Annotated in this window: 24 protein-coding genes; 22 read left to right on the top strand and 2 right to left on the bottom strand. The window is 37.8% G+C overall.

Annotated features, from left to right (window positions below):
* The first annotated feature begins 492 nt into the window (after positions 1-492).
* The 5 genes from CNR22_09070 (at position 493) to CNR22_09050 (ending at position 5,030) form a co-directional block, all read left to right on the top strand.
* A complete protein-coding gene (locus CNR22_09070) occupies positions 493-915 on the top strand; it encodes a hypothetical protein (protein ID PBQ31914.1) in 423 nt (140 codons plus the stop codon).
* Positions 916-1,094: 179 nt separating this feature from the next.
* Positions 1,095-1,541, top strand: a complete 447-nt coding sequence (locus CNR22_09065) for a hypothetical protein (protein ID PBQ31913.1) — start codon at positions 1,095-1,097, stop codon at positions 1,539-1,541.
* 294 nt (positions 1,542-1,835) lie between these two features.
* Positions 1,836-2,387, top strand: coding sequence for a hypothetical protein (locus CNR22_09060; GenBank protein PBQ31912.1), 552 nt, complete (start codon positions 1,836-1,838; stop codon positions 2,385-2,387).
* A 1,382-nt stretch (positions 2,388-3,769) separates the two neighbouring features.
* Positions 3,770-4,324, top strand: a complete 555-nt coding sequence (locus tag CNR22_09055; GenBank protein ID PBQ31911.1) for a hypothetical protein — start codon at positions 3,770-3,772, stop codon at positions 4,322-4,324.
* Positions 4,325-4,736: 412 nt separating this feature from the next.
* A complete protein-coding gene (locus tag CNR22_09050) occupies positions 4,737-5,030 on the top strand; it encodes a hypothetical protein (protein ID PBQ31910.1) in 294 nt (97 codons plus the stop codon).
* Here CNR22_09050 and CNR22_09045 read toward each other — a convergent pair.
* Complete coding sequence (locus CNR22_09045) at positions 5,019-5,282, bottom strand: hypothetical protein (GenBank protein PBQ31909.1); 264 nt, start codon at positions 5,280-5,282, stop codon at positions 5,019-5,021. The two genes, CNR22_09050 and CNR22_09045, sit on opposite strands and share 12 nt — an antisense overlap.
* 46 nt (positions 5,283-5,328) lie before the next feature.
* Here CNR22_09045 and CNR22_09040 point away from each other — a divergent pair, with 46 nt between their 5' ends.
* The 17 genes from CNR22_09040 to CNR22_08960 all read left to right on the top strand — a co-directional run bounded on the left by CNR22_09040 (position 5,329) and on the right by CNR22_08960 (position 19,353).
* On the top strand, positions 5,329-5,925 hold the full coding sequence (locus CNR22_09040) for a hypothetical protein (GenBank protein PBQ31908.1): 597 nt from the start codon (positions 5,329-5,331) through the stop codon (positions 5,923-5,925).
* A gap of 253 nt (positions 5,926-6,178) precedes the next feature.
* The gene (locus tag CNR22_09035; GenBank protein ID PBQ31907.1) at positions 6,179-7,909 is read left to right on the top strand and encodes a hypothetical protein; all 1,731 of its coding nucleotides are present in this window, start codon (positions 6,179-6,181) and stop codon (positions 7,907-7,909) included.
* Between the two features lie 155 nt (positions 7,910-8,064).
* Positions 8,065-8,655, top strand: a complete 591-nt coding sequence (locus CNR22_09030; GenBank protein PBQ31906.1) for a hypothetical protein — start codon at positions 8,065-8,067, stop codon at positions 8,653-8,655.
* A gap of 235 nt (positions 8,656-8,890) precedes the next feature.
* A complete protein-coding gene (locus CNR22_09025) occupies positions 8,891-9,517 on the top strand; it encodes a hypothetical protein (protein PBQ31905.1) in 627 nt (208 codons plus the stop codon).
* 243 nt (positions 9,518-9,760) lie between these two features.
* A complete protein-coding gene (locus CNR22_09020) occupies positions 9,761-10,693 on the top strand; it encodes a hypothetical protein (protein PBQ31904.1) in 933 nt (310 codons plus the stop codon).
* 171 nt (positions 10,694-10,864) lie between these two features.
* Positions 10,865-11,740 carry an AraC family transcriptional regulator gene (locus CNR22_09015; protein PBQ31903.1) on the top strand — a complete coding sequence of 292 codons (876 nt, stop codon included), beginning with the start codon at positions 10,865-10,867 and terminating at the stop codon, positions 11,738-11,740.
* A 79-nt stretch (positions 11,741-11,819) separates the two neighbouring features.
* Positions 11,820-12,530 carry a siderophore-interacting protein gene (locus CNR22_09010; GenBank protein PBQ31902.1) on the top strand — a complete coding sequence of 237 codons (711 nt, stop codon included), beginning with the start codon at positions 11,820-11,822 and terminating at the stop codon, positions 12,528-12,530.
* A 276-nt stretch (positions 12,531-12,806) separates the two neighbouring features.
* Positions 12,807-13,226, top strand: coding sequence for a glyoxalase/bleomycin resistance/extradiol dioxygenase family protein (locus tag CNR22_09005; protein ID PBQ31901.1), 420 nt, complete (start codon positions 12,807-12,809; stop codon positions 13,224-13,226).
* A gap of 162 nt (positions 13,227-13,388) precedes the next feature.
* Positions 13,389-13,895: a hypothetical protein gene (locus tag CNR22_09000; protein ID PBQ31900.1), complete on the top strand. Its 507-nt coding sequence runs from the start codon at positions 13,389-13,391 to the stop codon at positions 13,893-13,895.
* A 4-nt stretch (positions 13,896-13,899) separates the two neighbouring features.
* A complete protein-coding gene (locus tag CNR22_08995) occupies positions 13,900-14,532 on the top strand; it encodes a hypothetical protein (protein PBQ31899.1) in 633 nt (210 codons plus the stop codon).
* 231 nt (positions 14,533-14,763) lie between these two features.
* The gene (locus CNR22_08990; GenBank protein PBQ31898.1) at positions 14,764-15,216 is read left to right on the top strand and encodes a glyoxalase; all 453 of its coding nucleotides are present in this window, start codon (positions 14,764-14,766) and stop codon (positions 15,214-15,216) included.
* Positions 15,217-15,230: 14 nt separating this feature from the next.
* Entirely contained in the window at positions 15,231-16,136 is a 906-nt protein-coding gene (locus tag CNR22_08985) for a hypothetical protein (protein ID PBQ31897.1), read from the top strand.
* A gap of 258 nt (positions 16,137-16,394) precedes the next feature.
* Positions 16,395-16,829, top strand: coding sequence for a glyoxalase (locus tag CNR22_08980; GenBank protein ID PBQ31896.1), 435 nt, complete (start codon positions 16,395-16,397; stop codon positions 16,827-16,829).
* Positions 16,830-16,944: 115 nt separating this feature from the next.
* Entirely contained in the window at positions 16,945-17,721 is a 777-nt protein-coding gene (locus CNR22_08975) for a hypothetical protein (protein ID PBQ31895.1), read from the top strand.
* A 131-nt stretch (positions 17,722-17,852) separates the two neighbouring features.
* Positions 17,853-18,302, top strand: coding sequence for a hypothetical protein (locus tag CNR22_08970; GenBank protein ID PBQ31894.1), 450 nt, complete (start codon positions 17,853-17,855; stop codon positions 18,300-18,302).
* A 50-nt stretch (positions 18,303-18,352) separates the two neighbouring features.
* Positions 18,353-18,763 carry a hypothetical protein gene (locus CNR22_08965; GenBank protein ID PBQ31893.1) on the top strand — a complete coding sequence of 137 codons (411 nt, stop codon included), beginning with the start codon at positions 18,353-18,355 and terminating at the stop codon, positions 18,761-18,763.
* A 116-nt stretch (positions 18,764-18,879) separates the two neighbouring features.
* Positions 18,880-19,353 (top strand): hypothetical protein, encoded by a 474-nt coding sequence (locus CNR22_08960; GenBank protein PBQ31892.1) that lies wholly within the window; start codon positions 18,880-18,882, stop codon positions 19,351-19,353.
* Between the two features lie 24 nt (positions 19,354-19,377).
* On the opposite strand, the gene CNR22_08955 is transcribed toward CNR22_08960, so the two are convergent.
* The gene (locus CNR22_08955; protein PBQ31891.1) at positions 19,378-22,290 is read right to left on the bottom strand and encodes a hypothetical protein; all 2,913 of its coding nucleotides are present in this window, start codon (positions 22,288-22,290) and stop codon (positions 19,378-19,380) included.

Genomic DNA, 22,290 nt, shown 5'->3' with positions numbered 1-22,290 from the left:
ACCCCTCAGCGACCGCACAAGCTATGGACGAATTAATTTCCGCCCTCAACTTCTCTCGCTCATGCATTTTTTTGCGCATCGACGCATCTTCGCATTTTAGCTTCTGGGCGGACTTCCGTACTTTAATATTTTGCATGGACAACATTTCGTTTCAAAAATGCCCCGACGCTTTTAATTTTCATTTCGGGTTTTGGTCGGACGTCTTATTACGGGTCGACGTCTGAACATTTAATTTTTTTTATTATTTCGGGTTGACTTGCGGACAAGTCCAAAACCTGGCTTGGCATCGCATAACAGCAAACAGTTTCTATGCCCGGTATTTTCTATTTTAATATCTCGCTGGACATTACTACATTTATAACATCGCGGACGCGGGCACAGAAAACTGTTCGCGGTACGTTAGCTGCAAGTGGCGGACGGACATCCGAAAAAAATAATTGAATTTTGACAAACATCTGGAAATATTTAATTTTAACCTTACTCTTGACGACAATGAAAACGTTCGGACAAGAAAAGAGATTCGTTGAGGAAGTTGCCTTATATCATCTGGACAGTTTAACGAAAATTGATAAACAAATTAAATACTTCAGGTACTTTACCAACGGTTATGTGACAAAAAAGAAAATGACCTTCGCAGACACATCTCAGCTCGTCTCGAACTCTACCGTTTTGACATCAGCATTCAGAAATCTGTCAATTATAGAAAATAGCGACTTAACAAGTTTTTCTGTACCGAAGAAAATCAGAGGAAGCACTGGAGATCCTGGATTAGTAATTTATCGATTTATTAAACATAACGATCAATACTATATTTTATTTGAATCTAGCGATGACGGTTCGTTCGGTCAAGTCCTAGTTATTCTTAATAAAAAAGGTGAGCTAGTCCGGTACAAAAGCATGTTAGGACAATTTTAAACGTGTAGACATAAGTTTCGACCCGCCACCAGACAGCTAACACAGGGCGTAGCGCCAGCCGGGACGATTTAACATGCAAAAGCAATTTTACGGGCAGACATCTTTTGTTTTGCTTTTGCTCCAAATATTTTAACTTCACGGTGGACATCAGAACATTTTAGCATAGGCGGTATCGTGACATGCGGCCGGCGCCAGCCCTGAGTCCGTTAGCACCAATTACCGTAGACATGAGAACTATTAAGGATATTTTCGTTTTATTTGCACTTTTCGCTTTGACAAGTTGCGACCCCGCGCTTGACGGCGACATAAAAGTATTTAACGAGACAAATCAAACGTTAAGAATTACGTACAATAATGGCCCATATAATTCTGTTGACACAATAATTCAAGACATCCTACCCAACGACAATCTTCTTGTTAATTCATTTGGTGGTCTTGGCAATAAAAAAACTTTTGACTGTTGCCCAGACAGAACTCAAATTTTTTATATCTCCTCAGCTTTGGGCGTCATTAAAAAAGACCACAATAGCTGCACCAATTGGAAAATTCCAAACAAAAGTAAACTTAAAAAACACGGAAAAGAAAGCATTAAATGTGAATTTCACGTTACACAAGAGGACCTGTAGACAACCGACAATTCTGTGTGACGGTAACTGGTGCTAACACGGGGCCATAGCGCCAGCCGGACAAGAACAGCTTTCAGCGCACAAGCCTCGCTCAAATGTCCGCGGGACATTTGCCGTATGCAAAAGCAATTTTAATTTGGTACGCTTTGCGTGGGACATTGTTTTGCTTTTGCTCAAAATATTTTAACTTCACGGTGGACATCGGAACACTTGAGCAACCGGCGACCGGCGGCATTTGGAGACGCGGCCGGCGCAAGCCCCGAGTCCGTTAGGCGGCACTTTAAACTCCAATAAATGCAGACAGAAGAAAAATGCAAAACTTCAGAAAGGTATCTTTTCGCAGACACTTATTTTTCTGATGAAGCTATCGAAATTTGGAAGTCTGAGTGCGTAAAGCGGTGCAAGGACAAAGAAAAGGGACGGCCATATAATAATTTTACAAAATGGACGCGAAAGCCAAATGAAATAGCTGTATTTACTCTTTATGCATATGCTGACCTTTCTGTCCCAAAGCAATTCGACATAATATTTGAATTGGACAACCCAAGTAATTTCAGAAAAATCAATTTTGAATTAACACAAAGTATTTATGAGGCGTGGTTTCCTACTGACTCTCTCGATCATGGACATAAACATCTTTGTATTTTCCAATTCGATCATATGTTACCAGAGATATTTAAAATTCTTAATAAGGAAACAAAAAAAATTTCTGACGTAAAAAAGGGATTAAAGATGCTTGGGTTTTGCAACTCTCAAGATTTTTCTGAAATAGCAGCGCGTAGACAAGATATTGTAAGACTAAAACAAATACACGGTGACAATTGGCATGACTTTGACAAAACTTAAAAAGCGACCGCCTAACAGCAAGCAATTGCGCAATGCGGGTTTTCGGCGCATCGCAAAGCCAATTTATTGTCCGGCCGACGCCGGAACTTTTTTTTCGTTTGGCTTTGCTAATAAACATTTGTACATTTAATAAACGTTTCGGCGGGCAGACACAGGAAGTTTCATAAGCCGCACTGCGCAAGCTTGCCAAACGTTAGAGTGCAACCAAGCCGCGGACGTCTTAACAACAAACCGACACGCACTCTTCGCACCTTCACAAAAAACAAACCTCTCTATGGACACCAGAAGCGCTCATACACTTTGTGTTGGCTTTTCGTTAGTTTGTTTTTCGCAGCGACTCTGCCTTCAACGCTCAAGTCAACGCACGGCAGACAGGCGCACACCTCACGCACAAGCTCTGGACGAATAAATTTCCGCTTTCAACTTCTCTCGCTCATGCATTTTTTTTGTGCATCGACGCATCTTCGCATTTTAGCTTCTGGGCGGACTTCCGTACTTTAATATTTTGCATGGACAACATTTCGTTCCAAAAATGCGCAGACGCTTTTAATTTTCATTTCGGGTTTTGGTGGGAGGTTTATTACGGGTCGACGTCTGAACATTTAATTTTTTAATTATTTCGGTTGACGCGCGGACAAGTCCAAAACCTGGCTTGGCATCGCATAACAGCAAACAGTTTCTATGCCGGTATTTTCTATTTTAATATCTCGCTGGACATTACTACATTTATAACATCGCGGACGCGGGCACAGAAAACTGTTCGCGGTACGTTATGCGCAACCAAGCCACGGACGTCTTAACAATAAACCGACACGCACACCTTCGCACCTTCACAAAAAACAAACCTCTCTATGGACACCAGAAGCGCTCATACACTTTGTGTTGGCTTTTCGTTAGTTTGTTTTTCGCGGCGACCCCTCAGCGACCGCACAAGCTATGGACGAATTAATTTCCGCCTTCAACTTTTCTCGCTCATGCATTTTTTTTTGTGCATCGACGCATCTTCGCATTTTAGCTTCTGGTTGGACTCCCGTACTTTAGCTTCCTGCATGGACAACATTTCGTTTCAAAAATGCCCCGACGCTTTTAATTTTCATTTCGAGTTTTGGTCGGACGTCTTATTACGGGTCGACGTCTGAACATTTAATTTTTTTTATTATTTCGGGTTGACTTGCGGACAAGTCCAAAACCTGGCTTGGCATCGCATAACAGCAAACAGTTTCTATGCCCGGTATTTTCTATTTTAATATCTCGCTGGACATTACTACATTTATAACATCGCGGACGCGGGCACAGAAAACTGTTCGCGGTACGTTATGTTCAATGTGCCGGGACCCTGAAATGAAAAATAAATTTCCACAGACAAATAATCAATTTTACCAATGCCTCACTTTTCGTCGGACAAGTATCAAATAGAAATAGAAAGCGATCCTACTTACCGCTTCGGCTCTGCAGACAATGTTAATGATTATGAAACAATTCATTTTCCAGAATCAAAATATCGGCTTTCCTCTGTCTATGGTATTAAAATTTTCAAAGACGAAGTTCTTTTAAAGGGTGCTGTAATTGGTGCTGACGGTGGTTCGACTGGAATTTTTGAGAACTCATTAATTATCGAGCCAGACCGAATTATAATCTGCTGTTCAAACTCTGTCTTTTGTTTATCAATACCAGACCTAAATTTATTATGGAAAACAAAAGTCGACGGAATTACATGTTTTGAAATATTTAAGCATCTAGACAACTACATAATTCACGGAGAAATGGAAATAAGCATGTTGGATAAAAATGGTATAATTCTTTGGCAACAGAGCGGGAGAGACATTTTCGTGGCGCAGACCAATGACGGTTTTATCGTCACTGAAAATTACATTTTGGTAAAAGACTGGGAAAATAATCAATACAAATTCGACTTCACCGGACAAATTATTACCTAGGCAGACACCGACAAAAAACTGTGTACGGCACACTAAACGTAACACGGGCTAGTGGCGCCAGCGGACGGCTGTGCATGCATTTGCAAATTTTTCAGCGGGCCCTTCGGGACTTTTTATGCTTTCGCACTAACTTTCTCAAAAATCCACTGGATTTTTGAAATGCAAATGCTCAAAATATTTTAACTTCACTCCCGATAGCTATCGGGACGACATCGGAACATTTTAGCACCGTCGAAATTGTTTTTTCGGCGGCGCCAAGCCCGAGTCCATTATGCGGCATGTTTGTGGACGACACCTCAAGAACAATTCAATTTTGAAAAACCTTTTTTTAATTTTATCAATATTCATTTTGACGTCCTGTTCTTCCGACGTTAATATTTTTGACTACGTTAATAAAAATTCGAGTTTATATGTGAGTGTCCTTGACAGTAATTCAAATCTATTCAATGGACGTGAGATCGAACTACCTATTAATTCTGAGAAATACATACGTTTTTCAAAATGGGTCGACAATAATATTAATGATTGGCAATCTACTTCGGCATCTTATGTTCCGGCGGACATAATTGTAAGCCAAGACTCATTTCAACTTCTTTATTGGGCTGGTCAGGACGGTGCTGTTATTTCTTTTACCGACAAGAATAATAATCCCAAACAATATATGAAATTAATTAAAAAAGGGTCCCTCGATTTTCTAGCTAAATAGACGGACAAAAAAACACGTCCGCATAACAGCAAACGTGGCGCCACCGCGGACAAGAGACAGCATCGCGTATACAAAAGCAATTTTAGTTTGGTGCCGCGTTGCGGCGTGACACAGTTTTGCTTTTGCGTAATTTATTTTAACTTCACTCCCGATAGCTATCGGGAGGACACGCGTCCCGATAGCTATCGGGATTAGCAACCGGCGGCATTGAATCCCGATAGTAATCGGGAGCGGCGGCGCCAGTTCGCCCAACGTTATAAGTAATAGGGACGAATTCAACAAAAGACATTGTAGACATATGAAACAAGCCACGTTGATAATATTTCTCTTTTTTACTTTGACAACATATTGCCAACCTAAACAAATTGACACCCTAATTATTCTCGGACGTAAATATCCGCTTGAACGGAGTAAAGTTTATTACACGTCAAATGAGAATTTTGCACTTTATGTAATCAGGACCATGCATAAAGGTCCAAATAAAATATTAGGAATTGAAATTTTTCCTAAGAGTGGCATTGTAGAGGAACAGTTTGACGCTTCAGGGAATGCATCTGTGATTAACTACTCCGGAAACAAAGAGAAATTCAAACATTTTTTCTATCATTTTTCTGATAGCATCAAATTGGACGACAAAAGCACATTCGATATTAATCTAAAAATGTCTGGTCAATATTTTAAGATCGATCAAGCGGAATTTATTGTTTCCAACGATACCAGCTCGTCAGTAGTTAGTATCACGACAGGACAGGATTCCGAACCAATATTACGAAAACTTAAGTGGCACGTAAAAGAGTTAAAACCGACATCAGTTTATTTGACATCAATGTATTTTACCGACAAAAATAGAAATGTTAACTATCTTCCAATTCAATTTTGTATACTTCTAGACTAGTTTGTCCTTATTGACCCTACTACTTATAACACTGGGCCATAGCGCCAGCCGGGACGATTGTACATGCAAAAGCAATTTTAATTTGGCGCCTTCGGCGTGACATTGTTTTGCTTTTGCTCAAAATATTTTAACTTCACTCCCGATAGCTATCGGGAGGACATCGGAACACTTTAGCAACCGGCGGCATTTGCAGACGCGGCCGGCGCAAGCCCCGAGTCCTTTACCAGCAAGGCTAAACAACGACACGACAAAATTGAAACATTTAACGACCATATTATTTCTACAGACCTTAACTGCAACTTTTGGACAGACGGTTTACGAACCACAAATTCTAATTCTTGCACCAAATGTGACAAAATACGAGAAGGCGTTTGACAAAGAAGTTACGAACTATAACGAGGAAATAAAGAAAAACACAAATACTTCGGAACAGGAACAGGCCCTTAATTCACCCGACTTTAAAAAGCAACCAGATAATATACAAATTATCACCAAAAGTGAAATAGCTTTTTCTAAAAACCTTGACTTTTTCAAACAAGCAAGTTTTATTTCCGAACAATTTTTGGCGTATCGTTTTTTTGAGAAATTCCCTAACCTATTAATAAAACTTAAAGACGCTAAAAGTAGTGGCGCATTGGACGACTTGAAAACTCAATCCGAAAAGGAGAAATTTCAATACGTTTTAAATTTCGCTTCAATTGAACTATACAAAGAGAATAAAATTAACTACGCAAAAATTACGGTTCAGCTTTATGACAACGCTTCAAAGTCAATACTACTGGACAAAACTTACATTGGCGACTGGAGTAATCCAGGTTTTGAATTTGCTTGTGAAGACAAAACTATTAATTGCACTTTAAATAATGCTCTATCCCAAGCATTGGAAGAAGTTATTTATACTATTGCATCAAATAGTCCTACATTAAAAAGAGAAAAACAATTGCAGCAAGAAAGATTTGATGTTTTAATGAAAAGTTATTTCAATCAAACTTTCGAAAAGCAATCGGTTAAAAATATTATTTCACCTTTAGACAGCAACATCAATATTGACATAGCTTACCAAGCACTATTTAGCGCCGACAAAAGTAAATTTGTCGCTTTTTTTTTAGAGCAAGTTTCCGCACAAGACTTCAAGACGTTAAAAGATAATAACAAGGATAAAAATGTAAATATTATTTCAAGTAAAGACATAAAAGACGAAGGATTTTTAGACGACATTCCAAAAACTTACGGATATATCGTTAAAGGTTTGAAGTACAAAGAAAAATGGTATTATGAAAAATCGAACGTGACATATTTTGAAGCAAAGACATTAAATGATGGGCAACAAAAATTCTTTAATAACTTACAACAATGGAATTTCTTCAAAACAAATTCAACGGAATTTAATCAAGACTTTTGGGAAACAAAACTATTCAAAAAAGTACCGGACCTTACAAAAGATCCTGACTGGGAGAAGTATGGTGTTTCCATTTGGAAGACAGATGAAATAAACAATCGACCTTACATCGGTTTATATGAAATGGTTGCAAACCATCTACGAAAAGAAAGTGAAGAATTTGCGAGCAAAAAAGAAAAGGAAATTATCGACAAGTATATTAATCCGCTTGCAGACAAATTGAAAACTCAAAACAACTACGAAATTGTTTCTATTGAACAAATGTCAAAGGATTTTCTGTTAGTTTATCCCACAGACTTAAAAGTCATTCTTTGCCCTATAAAAGTTAAAGAAAAAAACAAAGATATGTTTATTCGCTACTTTGTTCTCTTACCCCAAGACAGCAATTACAAAACTTACGAATGGACTTATCTTAATCCTGACAATTTCAAAAACTCCAAATTGGGACCAAGTTTTATGGACCAAATCAATACTTTGACAGTGTGGAATTTTTCATTCGACAAACTTGACGACAACAAATTTTGGAGTGAAAATGTTTTGTTAAGATCGGGCGACACATATAAATACTTAACCGAAGTAAAATAACCAGACGCGAAGGAAAAAGCCCAGCTGGTAACAGCACCCTTGCCACCATTTTTTGCGGGTTAACGCTCAAATGCATAAATGGACTTAGCAAAAAACGCCTCAAGGCCGCAATACGTTATAAGTAATTGCAGCAGACCCTTCGACTGACAAAACACATGACAAAATTAAAAACTTTTATTAATTTTTTATTCTATATCGGCTTGACATCTTTGGGTGTATTTATTGCATTTACTGTTAGCTGGACAAATGGTAGTGCAAGATTTTTTGGAATCCTTGCATTTTTTCTAGTTGGCTTCGGCAGTCTTTTCGGCGGGGTTGCATTGACTAGGCTAATTATTCCTTGTGAATATAATTACAACCTTTCAACACTTTCCAATTCTTTGAACTATAAAGAATTGAAAAATAAAGTTGGTAGAAAAATCCACTTAATAAACATAACTTACATTTCCTTATTTTTATTCCTCTTTGTAATTTCCTCCTATTCATATATCACTCTATTTCACAATCATGAATTCAATCAACTAAAAAAATTTGGGCAGACGCAAAAGGTAGTAATCACAAAAACCGGACACTTGGGTAAGGGCTCTTCATTTGCATTTTTTGATTTTTACTTTAATGACAAAAAATATTCTGACCATCTATCGCAAAAACACTTTAGCGAAGGCGACAGCGAAACAATTATTTTTTCGACGCAAGACCCTGATATTATAGAATGGGTTGATGACTTTGATCCTAATTCCAAATAGTAAAGTTAGCGGACACGTGACCAGAAAAAAAAAGTGTGGCGGCAACTACTTATAACCGCAAGTGTGGCGTCATGCCGGGCATCTTTTTATTTTAGCATTTCGTTGGACATTTGTACATTTGTAACATTGCGGAAGCGGCGCGGCGCAAGGCTGAAATCCGTTAGCACTCATAGCGGAGGACATTCCCACAGACAATTCAACGACAATAAAAGTATCTTTTTTTCGTTTTGACAACATGAAATCAATTAGTATACTGACGGCTTTTATCTGGTTTATTCACTCAGACGTAAATGCTCAGACAAAAAAGCCGACTTCAATAGGTTTTGGTATCAGCTCGACAGTCCCTTTTCAAACAGCTTATGGTGACTTTCCATCCATTTGTGCAACACCATATTTAAACATTAAATTTAAACGACAAGAAATTCTCATCGGTACGGACTTTTATTTTATGGGTCCCAGGTATGACAAAGAACAATATCCTTTAGTTATTGGTGGGCAAGGAGAGTATCGCTATCACTTTTTAAAGCCCGACAAAAGACATAATTTCTTTATAAACACTTCTTTTCAATACATTCAATTTCAAAACGGTTGTGGGCTTTATGCGCGACCTTATGCCTATTCAAATAAATATGTTTGCAATGACGCTGTTGAATTAAAAAATAAATCTCTCATAAATACTTATGGTGTTGGCATTGAATCTAATTTCATGAAGCGTTTCTATATTTATTTAACTTGTGGGTTTGGCTACAACTACTTAGTTGTAAAAGGCGTTTATGATAATACTTACAACTACGGAAATCGAATTACTTGGACAAGTACTCTTCGCGCTGGACTTTCATTCGCAATATATAAACCGACTTAGGACTAAAAATCAGCGTGAGATTGTGTGCCCGCTACAAGTGCTAACAGCAGCGAGGCGCCAGCGGACATTGGCACATGCATTTGCAAAATATTTTGTCTGCTTCGCAAACCGTTTTAGTTTTGCAAATGCGTATTTTATTTTAACTTCACTCCCGATAGCTATCGGGAGTGACACTGTAACTTTTTAGCATCTGCGAAATCGTTTTTTCGCGGGCGCCTAGCTGCAATCCGTTAGCACTCATTTATGACGACAAAAATAATATCTGCATTTTTACTATTCTCGTTAACCTCCTGCGGACAACAGAACACTGCCGACTGTAAGAAAATTCTTGAGAAGACTCCTTATTTCATAAGCCACAGTGTTGCCGAGAAAAATGACTCTTTGCAAATTGACTTCGACATTCTCAGAAGTTGCGGCAAACTGGATTCCATAGACAACGAATTACTTACGGGACCAATGTTAGGTTCAATAATGATTCAGCATCTGACAAACGACAAAAAAGTCACTTATAATACGATATTAAAGAGTATTAATGCATTTAAAAAGACCGATAATTATTCAAGATTTCGGGACGCAATTATTGCTTCTAAGACTCTTGAACATAAAATTGTATCGGCAGACGAGTTTGAAAAAGATAAAGAACTATTATTGAAAGCTGGTTTATCTCAATCAGACTTGAAGGGTTTTAAAACCTATATTCAGTCAAACCCTTCGCAGGGAATGACCTATCGAGAGGCTTATGCAAAATATTCCTCGACAAAGGAAATTTCTCAACTCGCACCTCCTGAAAAAATCGAATTCAGTAAGCTTGTTGACATTGAAAGTGCCATTAAAACCGGCAAAGAAAAAGGAAAAAGAGTTCTTATATATTTTTCCTGTTATGCTTGTGTTAGCGCTAGAAAAATGGACGATCGAATTTTAACCGACAATCATGTTAAAAATTTATTGACTGAAAACTTCGCGTATTTTGTCGCATACACTGACGACAAAAGTGAAGATAAAGAATCAAATTCAACTGTCGGCAAAAAATTCATTAGAATTCAGGCTGACAATTTTCAATCTAGTTACCAACCTTACTTTTACATCATCGACGAAAAAGGCAAAGTTCTTTCCGAAATTGGTTACACTGGTAAGACAGAAGACTTTATTGAATTCTTAAACAAAGGACTAAAATAAACGAGCGCTAACAGCAAACCGTCCTTTTGCGGGTTAGCGCTCAAATGTGTAACTTGGATTTAGTAAAAACGCGGCTAATCGCATCCGTTAGCGGCAGTCCTAACACGACGCACACAGGCCAGCAAAAAACACAAATAACTCTCTTTGACTTTGTGTTGAGAACAAATAAATATGCACAAAAAGTCAAAATATATCCCTGTAAATCCTATGATCGCCGATTTCGGCACAGGTATTTTTATAGGCAAAATGTCCAGCGAAGATTTTCATTTATATGAGCAGTTTGAGGAATTTGACAATATAAAGCAATCACACAGAGACGAGTATCACTTATTTTTCTTACAAGAAAAAGGAACAACGACCATTGAAATTGACTTTCAGGAATACACCATAACACCTTTATCAGTTGTTTTTATTCATCAAAATCAAGTGCATAGAACTTTGTCGTTCAAAAAAGCCAAAGCAAGCATTTGGGCAGTTAGTAATGAAAATCTGAATCCTGAATACCTGAAATTATTAGAAGATATAACGCCAGTTAAACCTTTGCAATTAAATCAAGAATCGTTTGCAATTATTACCGAAGCTATATCGTTTTGCATAAAGTTAGCTGAACGTAAAAACGAAAAACTATATTACCCCTTGCTAAACGGCAGTTGCAATACCTTAATCGGACTTGTTATTTCACAGTATTTAGTCAAATCAAAGCCATTTGACAAACTTTCACGGTATGAAATCCTAACCAAAGCCTTTAAAGAGTTGTTGGAACGAAATTTTGCTTCTGCCAAACGACCGACAGAATATGCACAGCAATTAAATATTTCCTCACCTTATTTAAACGAATGTGTTAAAAACACCACAGGATTTTCTGTTTCCCATCATATACAACAACGCGTCGTTTTGGAAGCCAAACGTTTGCTTTATCATTCCAATATGTCGGTAAAAGAAATTGCCACCGAACTAGGTTATGACGACTACCCTTATTTTTCAAGGCTCTTCACCAAGGTTTCTGGAATGAGCGCCTTGGCGTTCCGAAATAAAAACCACGATTAGTCCAATATTTACCTTATTCTTACATTGTTTGAAATTTTCAATCATTGTTTCTTTGCGTTGAATTAAAAAGCAATAAACAATGATTTCAAGCATACCAAAATGGGTAGGTGATATTTTCGAAAGTACACTTCGACCAAACGCAAAAGTTTTAGAAACTTCCTACATCAGTTCACAGATTAAGAAAATACGTTTTCAGGGAAATATATCAAAAATGAATTTTCAGATTGGCTATGCCAATGTGCTTCGTGTTTCGGAAACGGAATACAGGAATTATACGCCTGCTTATCACGACAAGGAAAAAGGAATAATAGATATACTGTTTCATATTCATAAAAATGGAGTTGGAAGTAACTATTTCGATTCCATAAATACAGGCGATAAAACATATATTGGTCCATCAAGAGGAAAAAAATTATATGACCCAAGTATAGAAAATCAATTCTTTTTTGGGGATGAAACTTCGTTAGGCAATGCTTGTGCGTTATTGCCCCTATTGAAAAACAAGAATCATCAATTTCAATTCTATTTTGAGCTGGATGAAGAAAACAAAAACGTTCCCGAACTTTTGGGATTAGAAAACTTTACTGTTTTTCCAAAAAATGATTCGTTCAGGAATGACAAATGGATAAGCGATTTGCCTTTGTTTAAAATTGAGGAATGGAACGCTGCTAATTTTGTATTAGTAGGAAACGTCAGATCTGTTCAGGCGTTTAGAAAAGTTCTGAAAAACAAAACTCAGGGTAATGTTTATTCACAAGGCTATTGGCTTGAAGGAAAAAAAGGGTTGTAACTACTAAAATTATGAAATATGATTTATGTATTTAAAACCTCGGTAAAGACAAAAAAAGGACTGTAATAGATGAGTTGATTTCTTGTTCCGGTTTTGTGGTGGAACATGCCTATCAAAATTTAATAAAGTGATAATGGTTTCTCTTTTACAACAAGGACTGATTGTTGAATGTTAACTAAGAAGCCCAGGACCAACTGATGTTTTGCTTTTGCGTATTTTATTTTAACTTCACAACCAGAAAATAAATTCGGCATAAAAATTAATAACCTAGAGAAAATGGCAAAACAAATATTTATCAATCTGGCAGTGAAAGATCTTCAAAAATCAATGGATTTTTATACCGCCCTGGGGTTCACTAACAATCCACAGTTTTCAGATGATGCAGGAAAGTGTATGGTTTGGAGTGAGAGTGTTTTTTTAATGATCCTTACTCACGAAAAGTTTAAACTTTTTGCCACCAAACCCATAGCTGATACAAAATCCGCTTTGGCAGGACTTTTTTCTTTATCCTTAGACAGTGTAGAGGAGATGAACGCTATGATGGAGAAAGGACTTAAAGCGGGAGGCATTGAGCCAACCGAGGCAAAAGATTATGGTTTTATGGTACAACGTACCATAGAAGATTTTGATGGGCATACCTGGGAAGTATTTTTTATGGACATGTCGAAATTCCCTGCAGAACCCGCAAAAGGATAAGCAAGGCCTCTACCTACGCAAGCCTAATAACCGTTAGTTTAATTGTAAAAAAGTTTTGCATAAACGCTTGTGGGAAAACAATTCTTAAGATAAGTAAGTAGAATTCCTATTTTCGGGACTTTAATTTAAACTCTGGTTTTAATCAGGCATCCGTATTTCAAAATGAAACATTTATTTTTTTTAGCCGCTGTTATACTAGTTTGTTTAAGTAGCTGCATGTATGTTGGAGACTTTGGCAAACGCAGAATGTTTCTGGTTGGTGCGCACGATGATATTAAAGTGAAGCACAATGGAAAAAGAATTGATGTTCAGGAAGAAATTGTGGGGAGGGAAACAGCTTATGGAGGTTCACAGAGAACCACTTATAGACATCCTACTATAAAAATTAAAGTTAGGCGTAACAATAAATTAGAACTTAGTTCAGGAGGCAAAACCACTCAGTATTCTTTTAAGGGCAAGGCTGGAAAAGGAATTGTTTTCCTGGTGCTTGAAACGCCGATTACATTGGGCATTGGTCCTATTGTTGATCTGGCAACTCTATCTTTCTTTTACCCCCCTTCAAAATATATTGATGTAGAAGCAGCATTTAATGACACCGAGCCTAAAACTAAAAAGGAACTTTACAAAATAGCACTTGAAAATTCGAGTAAAGAAGTAGAAACAAGATAGCCCTATGAACAAATACAGCATTTGCTTTTTATTAATTGTTTCATACTTTGAAGTAATTTCTCAGAACATTAAAATTACAAACATCAAAAAACTTTATTATTACAAAACCTCCGACAACTTTTTCGAGAATAAAAAGGATTCTCTTGTTGGCGACGACATAGTCTACGATTATGGGAAAATTTCTTTTACGGATAAAAAAACCGGTAGAAGAATAAAATTTCACATGCACAAGGATTCTTCTTTTTTTGCCTTTAGAATTCCGGGAAATCCTATGAACCCCATTTTTGCTATTAACGGTAAAGAGAAGCGCTATGGCATTTTTATAGGGGGAGGTAAAAACCTGTACTTTGTTTTTTATTCCCGTGGGAATATATATACCACGGACTATGACAAAGAGAACTACATTCGTGCATATAGCGGAATAATTGATGAATTTGGTTATTACCTTATTTTCACTAAAAAGAATGCCGATTCTAAAAAAAATGGAGACGTTGAGTTCTTTATTCAGGACAATGCACCATTGTTTAAAAAGTATGTGGATGAAAGAACAGATGCCACAACTTATAACTGGAATAAAAACTACGTTACTATACAAGCTGAATATGTGCGCGCCTACAATGCAAAGTTTGTAAAATAGGCTGCGATTAAACTTCCTCACCATTATCTTAAGAGAGAATGATGGTTTTCGTATTCTTAAAGGATACATTGTATGGAATTCTGGAACGAATTTTGCACCTTTAAAAGATGTATTGGAACATTCTGCTACTTTAAAAGTAAAACTTCTGAGATAGTGGAAGAATTTAAGTGCGCGAGTGAAATCGTCTACATTCTCTCAGCAGAGATAAAACACATTTATTAAGACAAAAAAATGGCAAATAACAGATTATTGAGAATGGATAATGTCGGCATCGTTGTAGAATCGCTTGACAAGGCAATAGCTTTTTTTTCGGAGATAGGTTTAAAACTCGAAGGAAGAGCTACCATAGAAGGAGAATGGGCCGGTAGGGTTACCGGCATTGCTTCTCAGAAAGTAGAAATTGCAATGATGGTAACTCCGGATGGGCACAGCAAGATTGAGCTTTCGCGTTTTATTACGCCTGCAACTGTTTCCGATCATCGAAAGGCACCTGTAAATTCCCTGGGTTATTTACGAGCCATGTTCACTGTTGAGAATATTGACGAGTTGGTGGAAAGGCTTGTTAAGCAGGGCGCCGAACTTGTAGGAGAAGTAGTTCACTATGAGAATTCGTACAAGCTTTGTTACATGCGAGGTGCAGAGGGACTTCTGGTTGGACTTGCTGAAGAAATTGGCGGTAAATAATCCGACTACTTAAAATGAGTTTAGAGACGACACTTTTTTTTGGAAACGGGATCAATAACCTGAGTAATAAACCCATTTCGTGGAATCACCTTTTAAATAGCATCAAAGAAAGAAACAATTTTGACAATGGTACTTTGCCTAATACCCTAATTTACGAAAGGGCTTTGTTTCAAAATCATACGGAGGAGGACATCCCGCAAACAGAGTTTGATTTAAAGAATAAAATAGCTAAGCAGCTAAAGGTGATTGAAACGAATGAGTATTATAAAAAACTAATGGACCTTAAATGCAAAAACTATTTAACAACGAATTACGATTACGCGCTGGAAAAAAGATTTGAAAACGAGGGAATGATTCTCTCCAACAAAAACATGGAGGACCTTTACAGCATAAGACGTTTTACATCTGTTGCTACTGCTTCGGGTGCTGAACAGTGTAAGGTCTGGCACCTGCATGGGGAAATTGGAAAGCCAATGTCTATTATGCTGGGCTTCGATCAATACTGTGGTTCTGTCTCCAAAATAGATGGTTACATAAAAGGGACATATGAATTCCAGGAAAATAAGAAGCCAATAGCAATAAAGAGAATTGAACTGAAATTAGCGTGGAACAAATTCGACAACAGATCGTGGGCAGAATTATTTTTTAGAACTAATGTACACATCCTTGGCTTTTCGATGGATTTTAGTGAAACAGATATTTGGTGGCTTTTAAATAAAAGGGCGCGCATGATAGCGGATAAAAAAACTTCTCATCTCATTAAGAATAAAATCTTTTTTTATGCAAGCGATGATATAACACAACAAAAGGAAGGAACTTTAGAATCGTTTAAAGTAAACGTTGTAAAGACTTCCCGGGAAGTAAGCTGGGAAGACTTTTATACTAAATCACTGGCCAAAATAAGAGCCAAAATGAGATAGGGCTTCTTGCGAGTAAGCTATGTTGCTTAGAAACATACTCATATTAGCATAGACGATTTGTGAGAAGGACGAGTTCAGATTTATTTTGCGACCCCTTTTTTTGGAAAGTCATCTTACAATCGTAAATTTAAAGCTTCAGATTCACGATACATTAATCATAGTACTGTTAAATATTAAAGCTATGAAACTATCGTGGATTTTGGTACCGGCAACATTTATGTTCGCAAGCTGTGATTAAAAACTAAAACTATAAGCAAAATGGAAGATCAAAAAAATCAAACAAACAAGTCCACTCAGTCTGCAGACACCACCCCGAAAGTAACAGGCATTGGTGGCGTTTTCTTTTTTTCGGATAGTCCGAAAGAAACCAAAGAGTGGTATGCAAAAAATTTAGGTTTTGATGTAAATCAATGGGGCGCGGTAAGTTTTGATTCCCGCAACATTAACAAACCAGAAGAAGTGAATACACTTCAATGGACTCCCTTTAAAAAAGGAGATGAGTATTTTTCTCCTTCCAAAAAAGAATTCATGATTAATTATACCGTGCAAAATCTCGAAGGACTGGTAGAAAAGCTTAAAGCAAATGGTGTTACAATTCTTGATAGCATTGCCACCTACGACTATGGAAAATTTTTACATATCATGGATGCAGAAGGAAATAAGATCGAGTTGTGGGAGCCTTCAGGAAATTAAAAGCTAAACATTGAAAAACTTACTAATTATTCTCCTGGCAGCACAGTCGCTAAGTTCAGTAGGACAAAATATTTTTCCTCTTAAAGTTGGTAGTTGCAACACTGAAATGTTTTGTATGGATTGCGGTGATATTGGAGCAGGCTACGATATAGAAGGATTTTTGAATTTACAGAATAAAGTAAATAATTCACTGAATCTCCGCAATGTAAAAGGAGCGGTAAAATTTCAGGTTCTTGTAGATTCAAGCGGAAGAGGCTGTGTGTTGAGCCACACGGATAGGTCAAATAGCGAAATTACTTTAAAAATCATTAAAGAACTTAACAAGTTCAAAAAGTGGACCCCGGCAATTACCAATAACAAAAAAGAAGTAAGGTCTGCCATAATTGTTGTTTTTACTTTAGGCGATAACAGGGTTTCCGCTAGTATCGAGCGTATTGATCGAAAAGCTCTTATGAAGAGTTTCGATAGACCCTTAGATCCTGTAATTTATAATACACACTATACTTATGAAAATAAAAATTTAGATAAGTATAAAATGACAGTTTGGAACTCCGCCAATTCAGATCTTCCTAATAACATGAGCAATTACATGACTATTGATAAAGACGAATTGATATGGTTGACAGTCGATGGAAGCCTGGTAACTTTTGATGGTAAGAACTTTAAAAATACAGAACAGAATATTACAGAAAAAGGAAAATATTTTGGATACAGTGCCTTGGCCACAGACAATAATAATGTTAAATGGATATATGCTAAAAACGCTATTTATAGTTACGATAACGTAAAATGGAGAAAATACGATTCTTCTGAGATAGGAATTACCAGGGCATTAAAGATCATAAATAATTCGGCTACCGGGGAGGTTTTTTCTGTTCCGGCCAAGGGCTGACAATATATAAAAATGGAAATTGGTCCTTAATCAATACGAAAACGAACAGCGAACTTCCTTCAAACCGCGTTGGATTTGCGAAAAGGGATTCTAAAAACAGGATATGGATTGGAACTTTTACAGGCACTGCAATGATTGACGAGAATGGGAAGACTACAAATTTTGAATTTACCGAAACTGTTTTAAAAGGCAAATGCATAATGGGTCTGGCAGAAGATGAAAAAGGAAATATCTATTTTTCCTTATATCAATTTGGACCTAAAGAAAAAGGTAAGTTGAATCATGACGAAGGGATAGCGGTTCTTTATACCGATAACACCTACAAACAATTTACTACAGATAATTGCGGAATACCTGTAAATGGCACCAATGATATAGTATATGATAAAAATGAGAAGGTCCTTTGGATTTCAACAGATCGGGCTGGTTTAATTCGCTTCGATTTAGATAAAGGATGGGAGAACTATCATAATCAAAATTCACAAATTCTTACTTCCCATATCGCAGCTATGGAATTTGATAAAAACGGCAACCTAATTTTGGCTACAAGACAAGGACTTGTACGAATGGAAAAAAGATGATCCCAGATAAATTTATACCTTCGTTTATAACAGCATAAAACCCAAACCTTATGAAAATGATTTTCAAAATTTTAATTTTTTGTGGACTGCTCTGCTCTTGCTCAAGCAATTCAAAAGTAGAAGATGGAATAGGAGCGCATATTGATTCAGAAATAGAGGAGAGACTGGCACTTTTAAAAACTAAGTCTGATTCCAAAGATAGCACGGTTAAAAATTACCCGACTAAAATCTTAGAACTGGATACCTGGCTTAGAAAAATAACGGGGTCCATAAATCTGTACGATAGCGCTACAAATTCGGCAGCAAGGGCTGATAGTTGTTTCGGGAAACAAGCGTCATTAATGGGAATAGAAAAGACAAAATTTATGACTCTAAGTGCTATAGGTTATAAAGATGATATTGTAATCGGTATAAAATTTAACGAGCTGGTTTTGTTGGATCATCTGCTGCTTACTAAATGAAGAAAAGTTTACTATTAACCCGAACGCGAATAATTCATCAGAATTAAAGCAATTCCGACTAACAAAAATTGTATTTTTACAACGCTTAAAAACTGCGCGTTAAAAATCATTTTAGCATGATACTTCAACTTTCCGACCTGGTAAAAGACAGAGAAAAAATTGATCTGAAAGATATTTGTTCTACATGGACCTGGCTTATTGCAGAACAAAAACATGTTTTATTTGTAAGCGTTTTTGGAGACATCTTTTTTTTGGGGCCGAAGAGCGAAGTGAATTGGCTGGACTGTGGTGCCGGCGAACTCACCAAAGTAGCGAGAACATTAACAGAGTTTCAAAACATGCTGGGCAATAAGGATAGTATTGCAGAATGGTTTCTTACAGACCTGTACATTGAACTGCAAGAGAAAAAAATTCTCTTAAAAGAAAACGAAGTTTACGGTTACAAAAAACTTCCCATCCTTGGAGGCGAATACAGGCTTGATAATATTCAGCCTATTGACATGACGGTTCATTTTCACTCCAGCGGTAAAATCTGTGAAGAGGCAATGACTTCTGCAGAAGAAGATACAGAAGAAACCAACGAATCATAAGATCAGAAAAATTATCGGGAGTGCTTAATGCATCACCACAATTTTTTTATTCAACATTGTTCCGTCTCTCTCATTTTTCAGAAAATAAATACCATTAGGTAAATCTGTTAATGTAGCTTCAAAGGCCTGAGTTGTGTTGAGTGATATGTATCGTATCGCCTGTCCGAGTTCATTTACAAGAATTAAATTTACTTCACTGGCTGAGCGAATAGTTACTTGGCCCTTAGCAGGATTTGGATATACGGTTAACTGTGCATTTTGATCAGCCAATTCATTTGTTCCAAGACATAAATTCGGTACAACGGTAAGCGTTGCGGTATTTTGACAACCGTTAGCCCCCGTTCCAATAACGGTGTATGTGGTTTGTAAAAGCACATAGAAGGAGATGGACGAAGTAGTTGCTGATGTATTTATCCAAGAATAAGTAGAAGCTCCTGAAGCAGAGATAACCACGCTTTCCTGAACACAAGCAACGGGATTACTATTTATCAAGCTTACTGTAGGAGAAGAACTAAGCGTTAAGCTAATAGCCGTGCGCGGACCAGATATAGAGCCGCAGCTAAAATCTTCCACATAAAAAGTGGAGTCTGAGCTAATGATTCCCGTGGTAAAATCTGACCCGGTAAACAGGCTGGTAGTGCCACTCAAAGTACTGTACCAGTTTCCGCAAGTGGCACTTAATGTAGCAGTAGTACCAGGACAAACCAGTAAGTTTGAAACAGGGGTCATGTTGAGTGCATTACCGGGGGTGCATCCATTAAATTTTTGGAGGTAGGTATCTGTTTGTCCGCCAAAAGTAGTTTGATGCGCACCGCTTGTCGCCATAACTGTTCCTGAATTTGCGAGTGTGGCACCGGTAATGTAAATATTGTTATGAATGTCTGCAGCACACATACCGCCATCATCTGTGTAAATACTACCAAAATAAGTACCCCAGATGCGCGAACCGTTAGCATTAAATTTTGCCAGGTAAGCGTCGCTACTTCCTCCTTTAAAATTTTCCTGGTAGGCACAGGAGCTGGCAATCGCTGTTCCCGAACTTGTAGACGTTCCGCCGGATATGTAAATATCTCCCATGGGATCGATGGAAGGACCTGCAGCATAATCGTTTCCCAAACCACCATAGTACGTGGCCCACTGTCTGACTCCCGCAGAATTAAATTTTACAAGCAGTCCATCCGTATTTCCTCCATAAGCCGGTTGATGAGAGGATGCAGTAGCAACAACACCGCTGAGACTTGTACTGGTTGTTCCTGCTAAATAGATATCTCCATTAGCATCAATGGCGCTTAAGAAAAGATTATCGGTGCCGGCACCACCATAATATGTTCCCCAAAGCAATTGCCCGCTCGCAGTGAACTTTGCCAGGAAACCATCTTGTGAACCACCTCCGTAAGTAGTTTGATGGGCACCGGAGGTTGCAATGCTGTTAGTGGAGGGTGTACCTCCGTTAATATAAATGTTTCCGCCAGCATCAAAATTACAATACAGCACGTCATCCTGACCGCTCGATCCTCCGAAATAGGTTCCCCAAAGCCTGGTACCAGACGCGTCAAACTTTGCAATAAATCCGTCGGTTAAGCCTCCTGCGAAAGAAGATTGGTGAGAGCCCGGTGTTGCTATGGTTCCACTGTTGGTCGATTTGGTTGTTCCTACAATGGCAATGTCGCCCGTTGTATTCACAGCAACCCCATAGGCCCATTCATAATTTGTTCCTCCATAATAAGTACCCCATTGCCTTACTCCTGAAGAATTAAATTTTACCAGGAAAGCGTCGTTTACAGGCCCGGGAACGGTAAATGAGGGAGCGACGCTCTGGTGTGCTCCTGGTGTAGCCATTACCGCAGAATTTGTTGTAGAGGTGCCACCGGTCATGTAAACATTACCATTAGCATCCACCGTTATGCTATTTGCAAAATCAGACTGTGCACCACCATAATAGGTAGCCCATTGTAAAACTCCATTAGGATTGAATTTAGAAACAAAAGCGTCACCCCAGTAACCGATGGTTCCACCAAAAGTGCTTTGATGGGCGCCAGAGGTAGCCAGGTTACTTGTAGACTTAACTTCACCACCCAGGTAGGTATTACCCAGGTTATCGCTTGCAAGTGAATTGATATAATCGTTGCCAGCACCACCGTAGTATGTTCCCCAAAGGCGAATAAGCGGATCGATAACAAGCGGCAAGTTTGAATTATAATTTTTGATATCAAAAGAAATTACATTGTCTTTCACTAACCAGTTCGCTTCTAATTTTTTAGCGTTTTGTGTCACATAAGGTTTTTGCTCTACCAGTTCACCCAGGGGTGTTTTGATAATTAATTCTCCCTTTGGCGAGAGATAAATTTTTTCCGCACCGGCGTACTGAAGTTGAATTTGTTTATAATCACTGCCCGTGGCGACATAGTATTCATATTTTAATCCTTCACTTGTTCCAAACCATTTTAAATCTATGCCGGGATAAAGATTTTTGTAAAGAAGTGCACTGTAATTCTTAACCTGTAACGCGCCTTCTGGTGAAGTTTCATTGTAATAATTTTCTACTCCGGGAAGCCTTTCTCCCTGAACGATCTCAGCATCCGGATTTACATTTAACCAATCTATATCCAAGCGGTAGAAGCTTATTGAGGAAGCCTCACGCCTTTCTTTTTTATATGCAGAAGCGAGATACACCGGTGTTTCTGTTTTCCATTCCTCTATCTTTTCAAGCTGGTAAGAAATGCCATTTTTTTTAAGATGAAAACTGAATTGACCTGTTAGTCCGTAATAAAGAATATCCGGACGTGCTTTATAGAACTGGTCATAAACCTGGCCCTTATTCTCTTTAAACTTGATGTCAGACTTTGGGTGTTCTGGTTCAAAGATGTTTTGGGCTTGTGCTTCGGTAAGCAGTGTAGAAAATACAAAACACAAAGTAAGGCGGGTAAATATATGCAT

It is taken from the genome of Sphingobacteriaceae bacterium, from assembly GCA_002319075.1.
Lineage (GTDB): Bacteria > Bacteroidota > Bacteroidia > B-17B0 > Aurantibacillaceae > Aurantibacillus.
This window is presented reverse-complemented; position numbering and strand designations above follow the sequence as displayed.

Excerpts from the sequence above, each read along its gene's own strand:
- CNR22_09070 (PBQ31914.1), top strand. The coding sequence starts at position 493 with ATGAAAACGTTCGGACAAGAAAAGAGATTCGTTGAGGAAGTTGCCTTA.
- CNR22_09065 (PBQ31913.1), top strand. The coding sequence starts at position 1,095 with ATGCGGCCGGCGCCAGCCCTGAGTCCGTTAGCACCAATTACCGTAGAC.
- CNR22_09060 (PBQ31912.1), top strand. The coding sequence starts at position 1,836 with ATGCAGACAGAAGAAAAATGCAAAACTTCAGAAAGGTATCTTTTCGCA.
- CNR22_09055 (PBQ31911.1), top strand. The coding sequence starts at position 3,770 with ATGCCTCACTTTTCGTCGGACAAGTATCAAATAGAAATAGAAAGCGAT.
- CNR22_09040 (PBQ31908.1), top strand. The coding sequence starts at position 5,329 with ATGAAACAAGCCACGTTGATAATATTTCTCTTTTTTACTTTGACAACA.
- CNR22_09030 (PBQ31906.1), top strand. The coding sequence starts at position 8,065 with ATGACAAAATTAAAAACTTTTATTAATTTTTTATTCTATATCGGCTTG.
- CNR22_09025 (PBQ31905.1), top strand. The coding sequence starts at position 8,891 with ATGAAATCAATTAGTATACTGACGGCTTTTATCTGGTTTATTCACTCA.
- CNR22_09020 (PBQ31904.1), top strand. The coding sequence starts at position 9,761 with ATGACGACAAAAATAATATCTGCATTTTTACTATTCTCGTTAACCTCC.
- CNR22_09015 (PBQ31903.1), top strand. The coding sequence starts at position 10,865 with ATGCACAAAAAGTCAAAATATATCCCTGTAAATCCTATGATCGCCGAT.
- CNR22_09010 (PBQ31902.1), top strand. The coding sequence starts at position 11,820 with ATGATTTCAAGCATACCAAAATGGGTAGGTGATATTTTCGAAAGTACA.
- CNR22_09005 (PBQ31901.1), top strand. The coding sequence starts at position 12,807 with ATGGCAAAACAAATATTTATCAATCTGGCAGTGAAAGATCTTCAAAAA.
- CNR22_09000 (PBQ31900.1), top strand. The coding sequence starts at position 13,389 with ATGAAACATTTATTTTTTTTAGCCGCTGTTATACTAGTTTGTTTAAGT.
- CNR22_08995 (PBQ31899.1), top strand. The coding sequence starts at position 13,900 with ATGAACAAATACAGCATTTGCTTTTTATTAATTGTTTCATACTTTGAA.
- CNR22_08990 (PBQ31898.1), top strand. The coding sequence starts at position 14,764 with ATGGCAAATAACAGATTATTGAGAATGGATAATGTCGGCATCGTTGTA.
- CNR22_08985 (PBQ31897.1), top strand. The coding sequence starts at position 15,231 with ATGAGTTTAGAGACGACACTTTTTTTTGGAAACGGGATCAATAACCTG.
- CNR22_08980 (PBQ31896.1), top strand. The coding sequence starts at position 16,395 with ATGGAAGATCAAAAAAATCAAACAAACAAGTCCACTCAGTCTGCAGAC.
- CNR22_08975 (PBQ31895.1), top strand. The coding sequence starts at position 16,945 with ATGGATTGCGGTGATATTGGAGCAGGCTACGATATAGAAGGATTTTTG.
- CNR22_08970 (PBQ31894.1), top strand. The coding sequence starts at position 17,853 with ATGATTGACGAGAATGGGAAGACTACAAATTTTGAATTTACCGAAACT.
- CNR22_08965 (PBQ31893.1), top strand. The coding sequence starts at position 18,353 with ATGAAAATGATTTTCAAAATTTTAATTTTTTGTGGACTGCTCTGCTCT.
- CNR22_08960 (PBQ31892.1), top strand. The coding sequence starts at position 18,880 with ATGATACTTCAACTTTCCGACCTGGTAAAAGACAGAGAAAAAATTGAT.
- CNR22_08955 (PBQ31891.1), bottom strand. The coding sequence starts at position 22,290 with ATGCATATATTTACCCGCCTTACTTTGTGTTTTGTATTTTCTACACTG.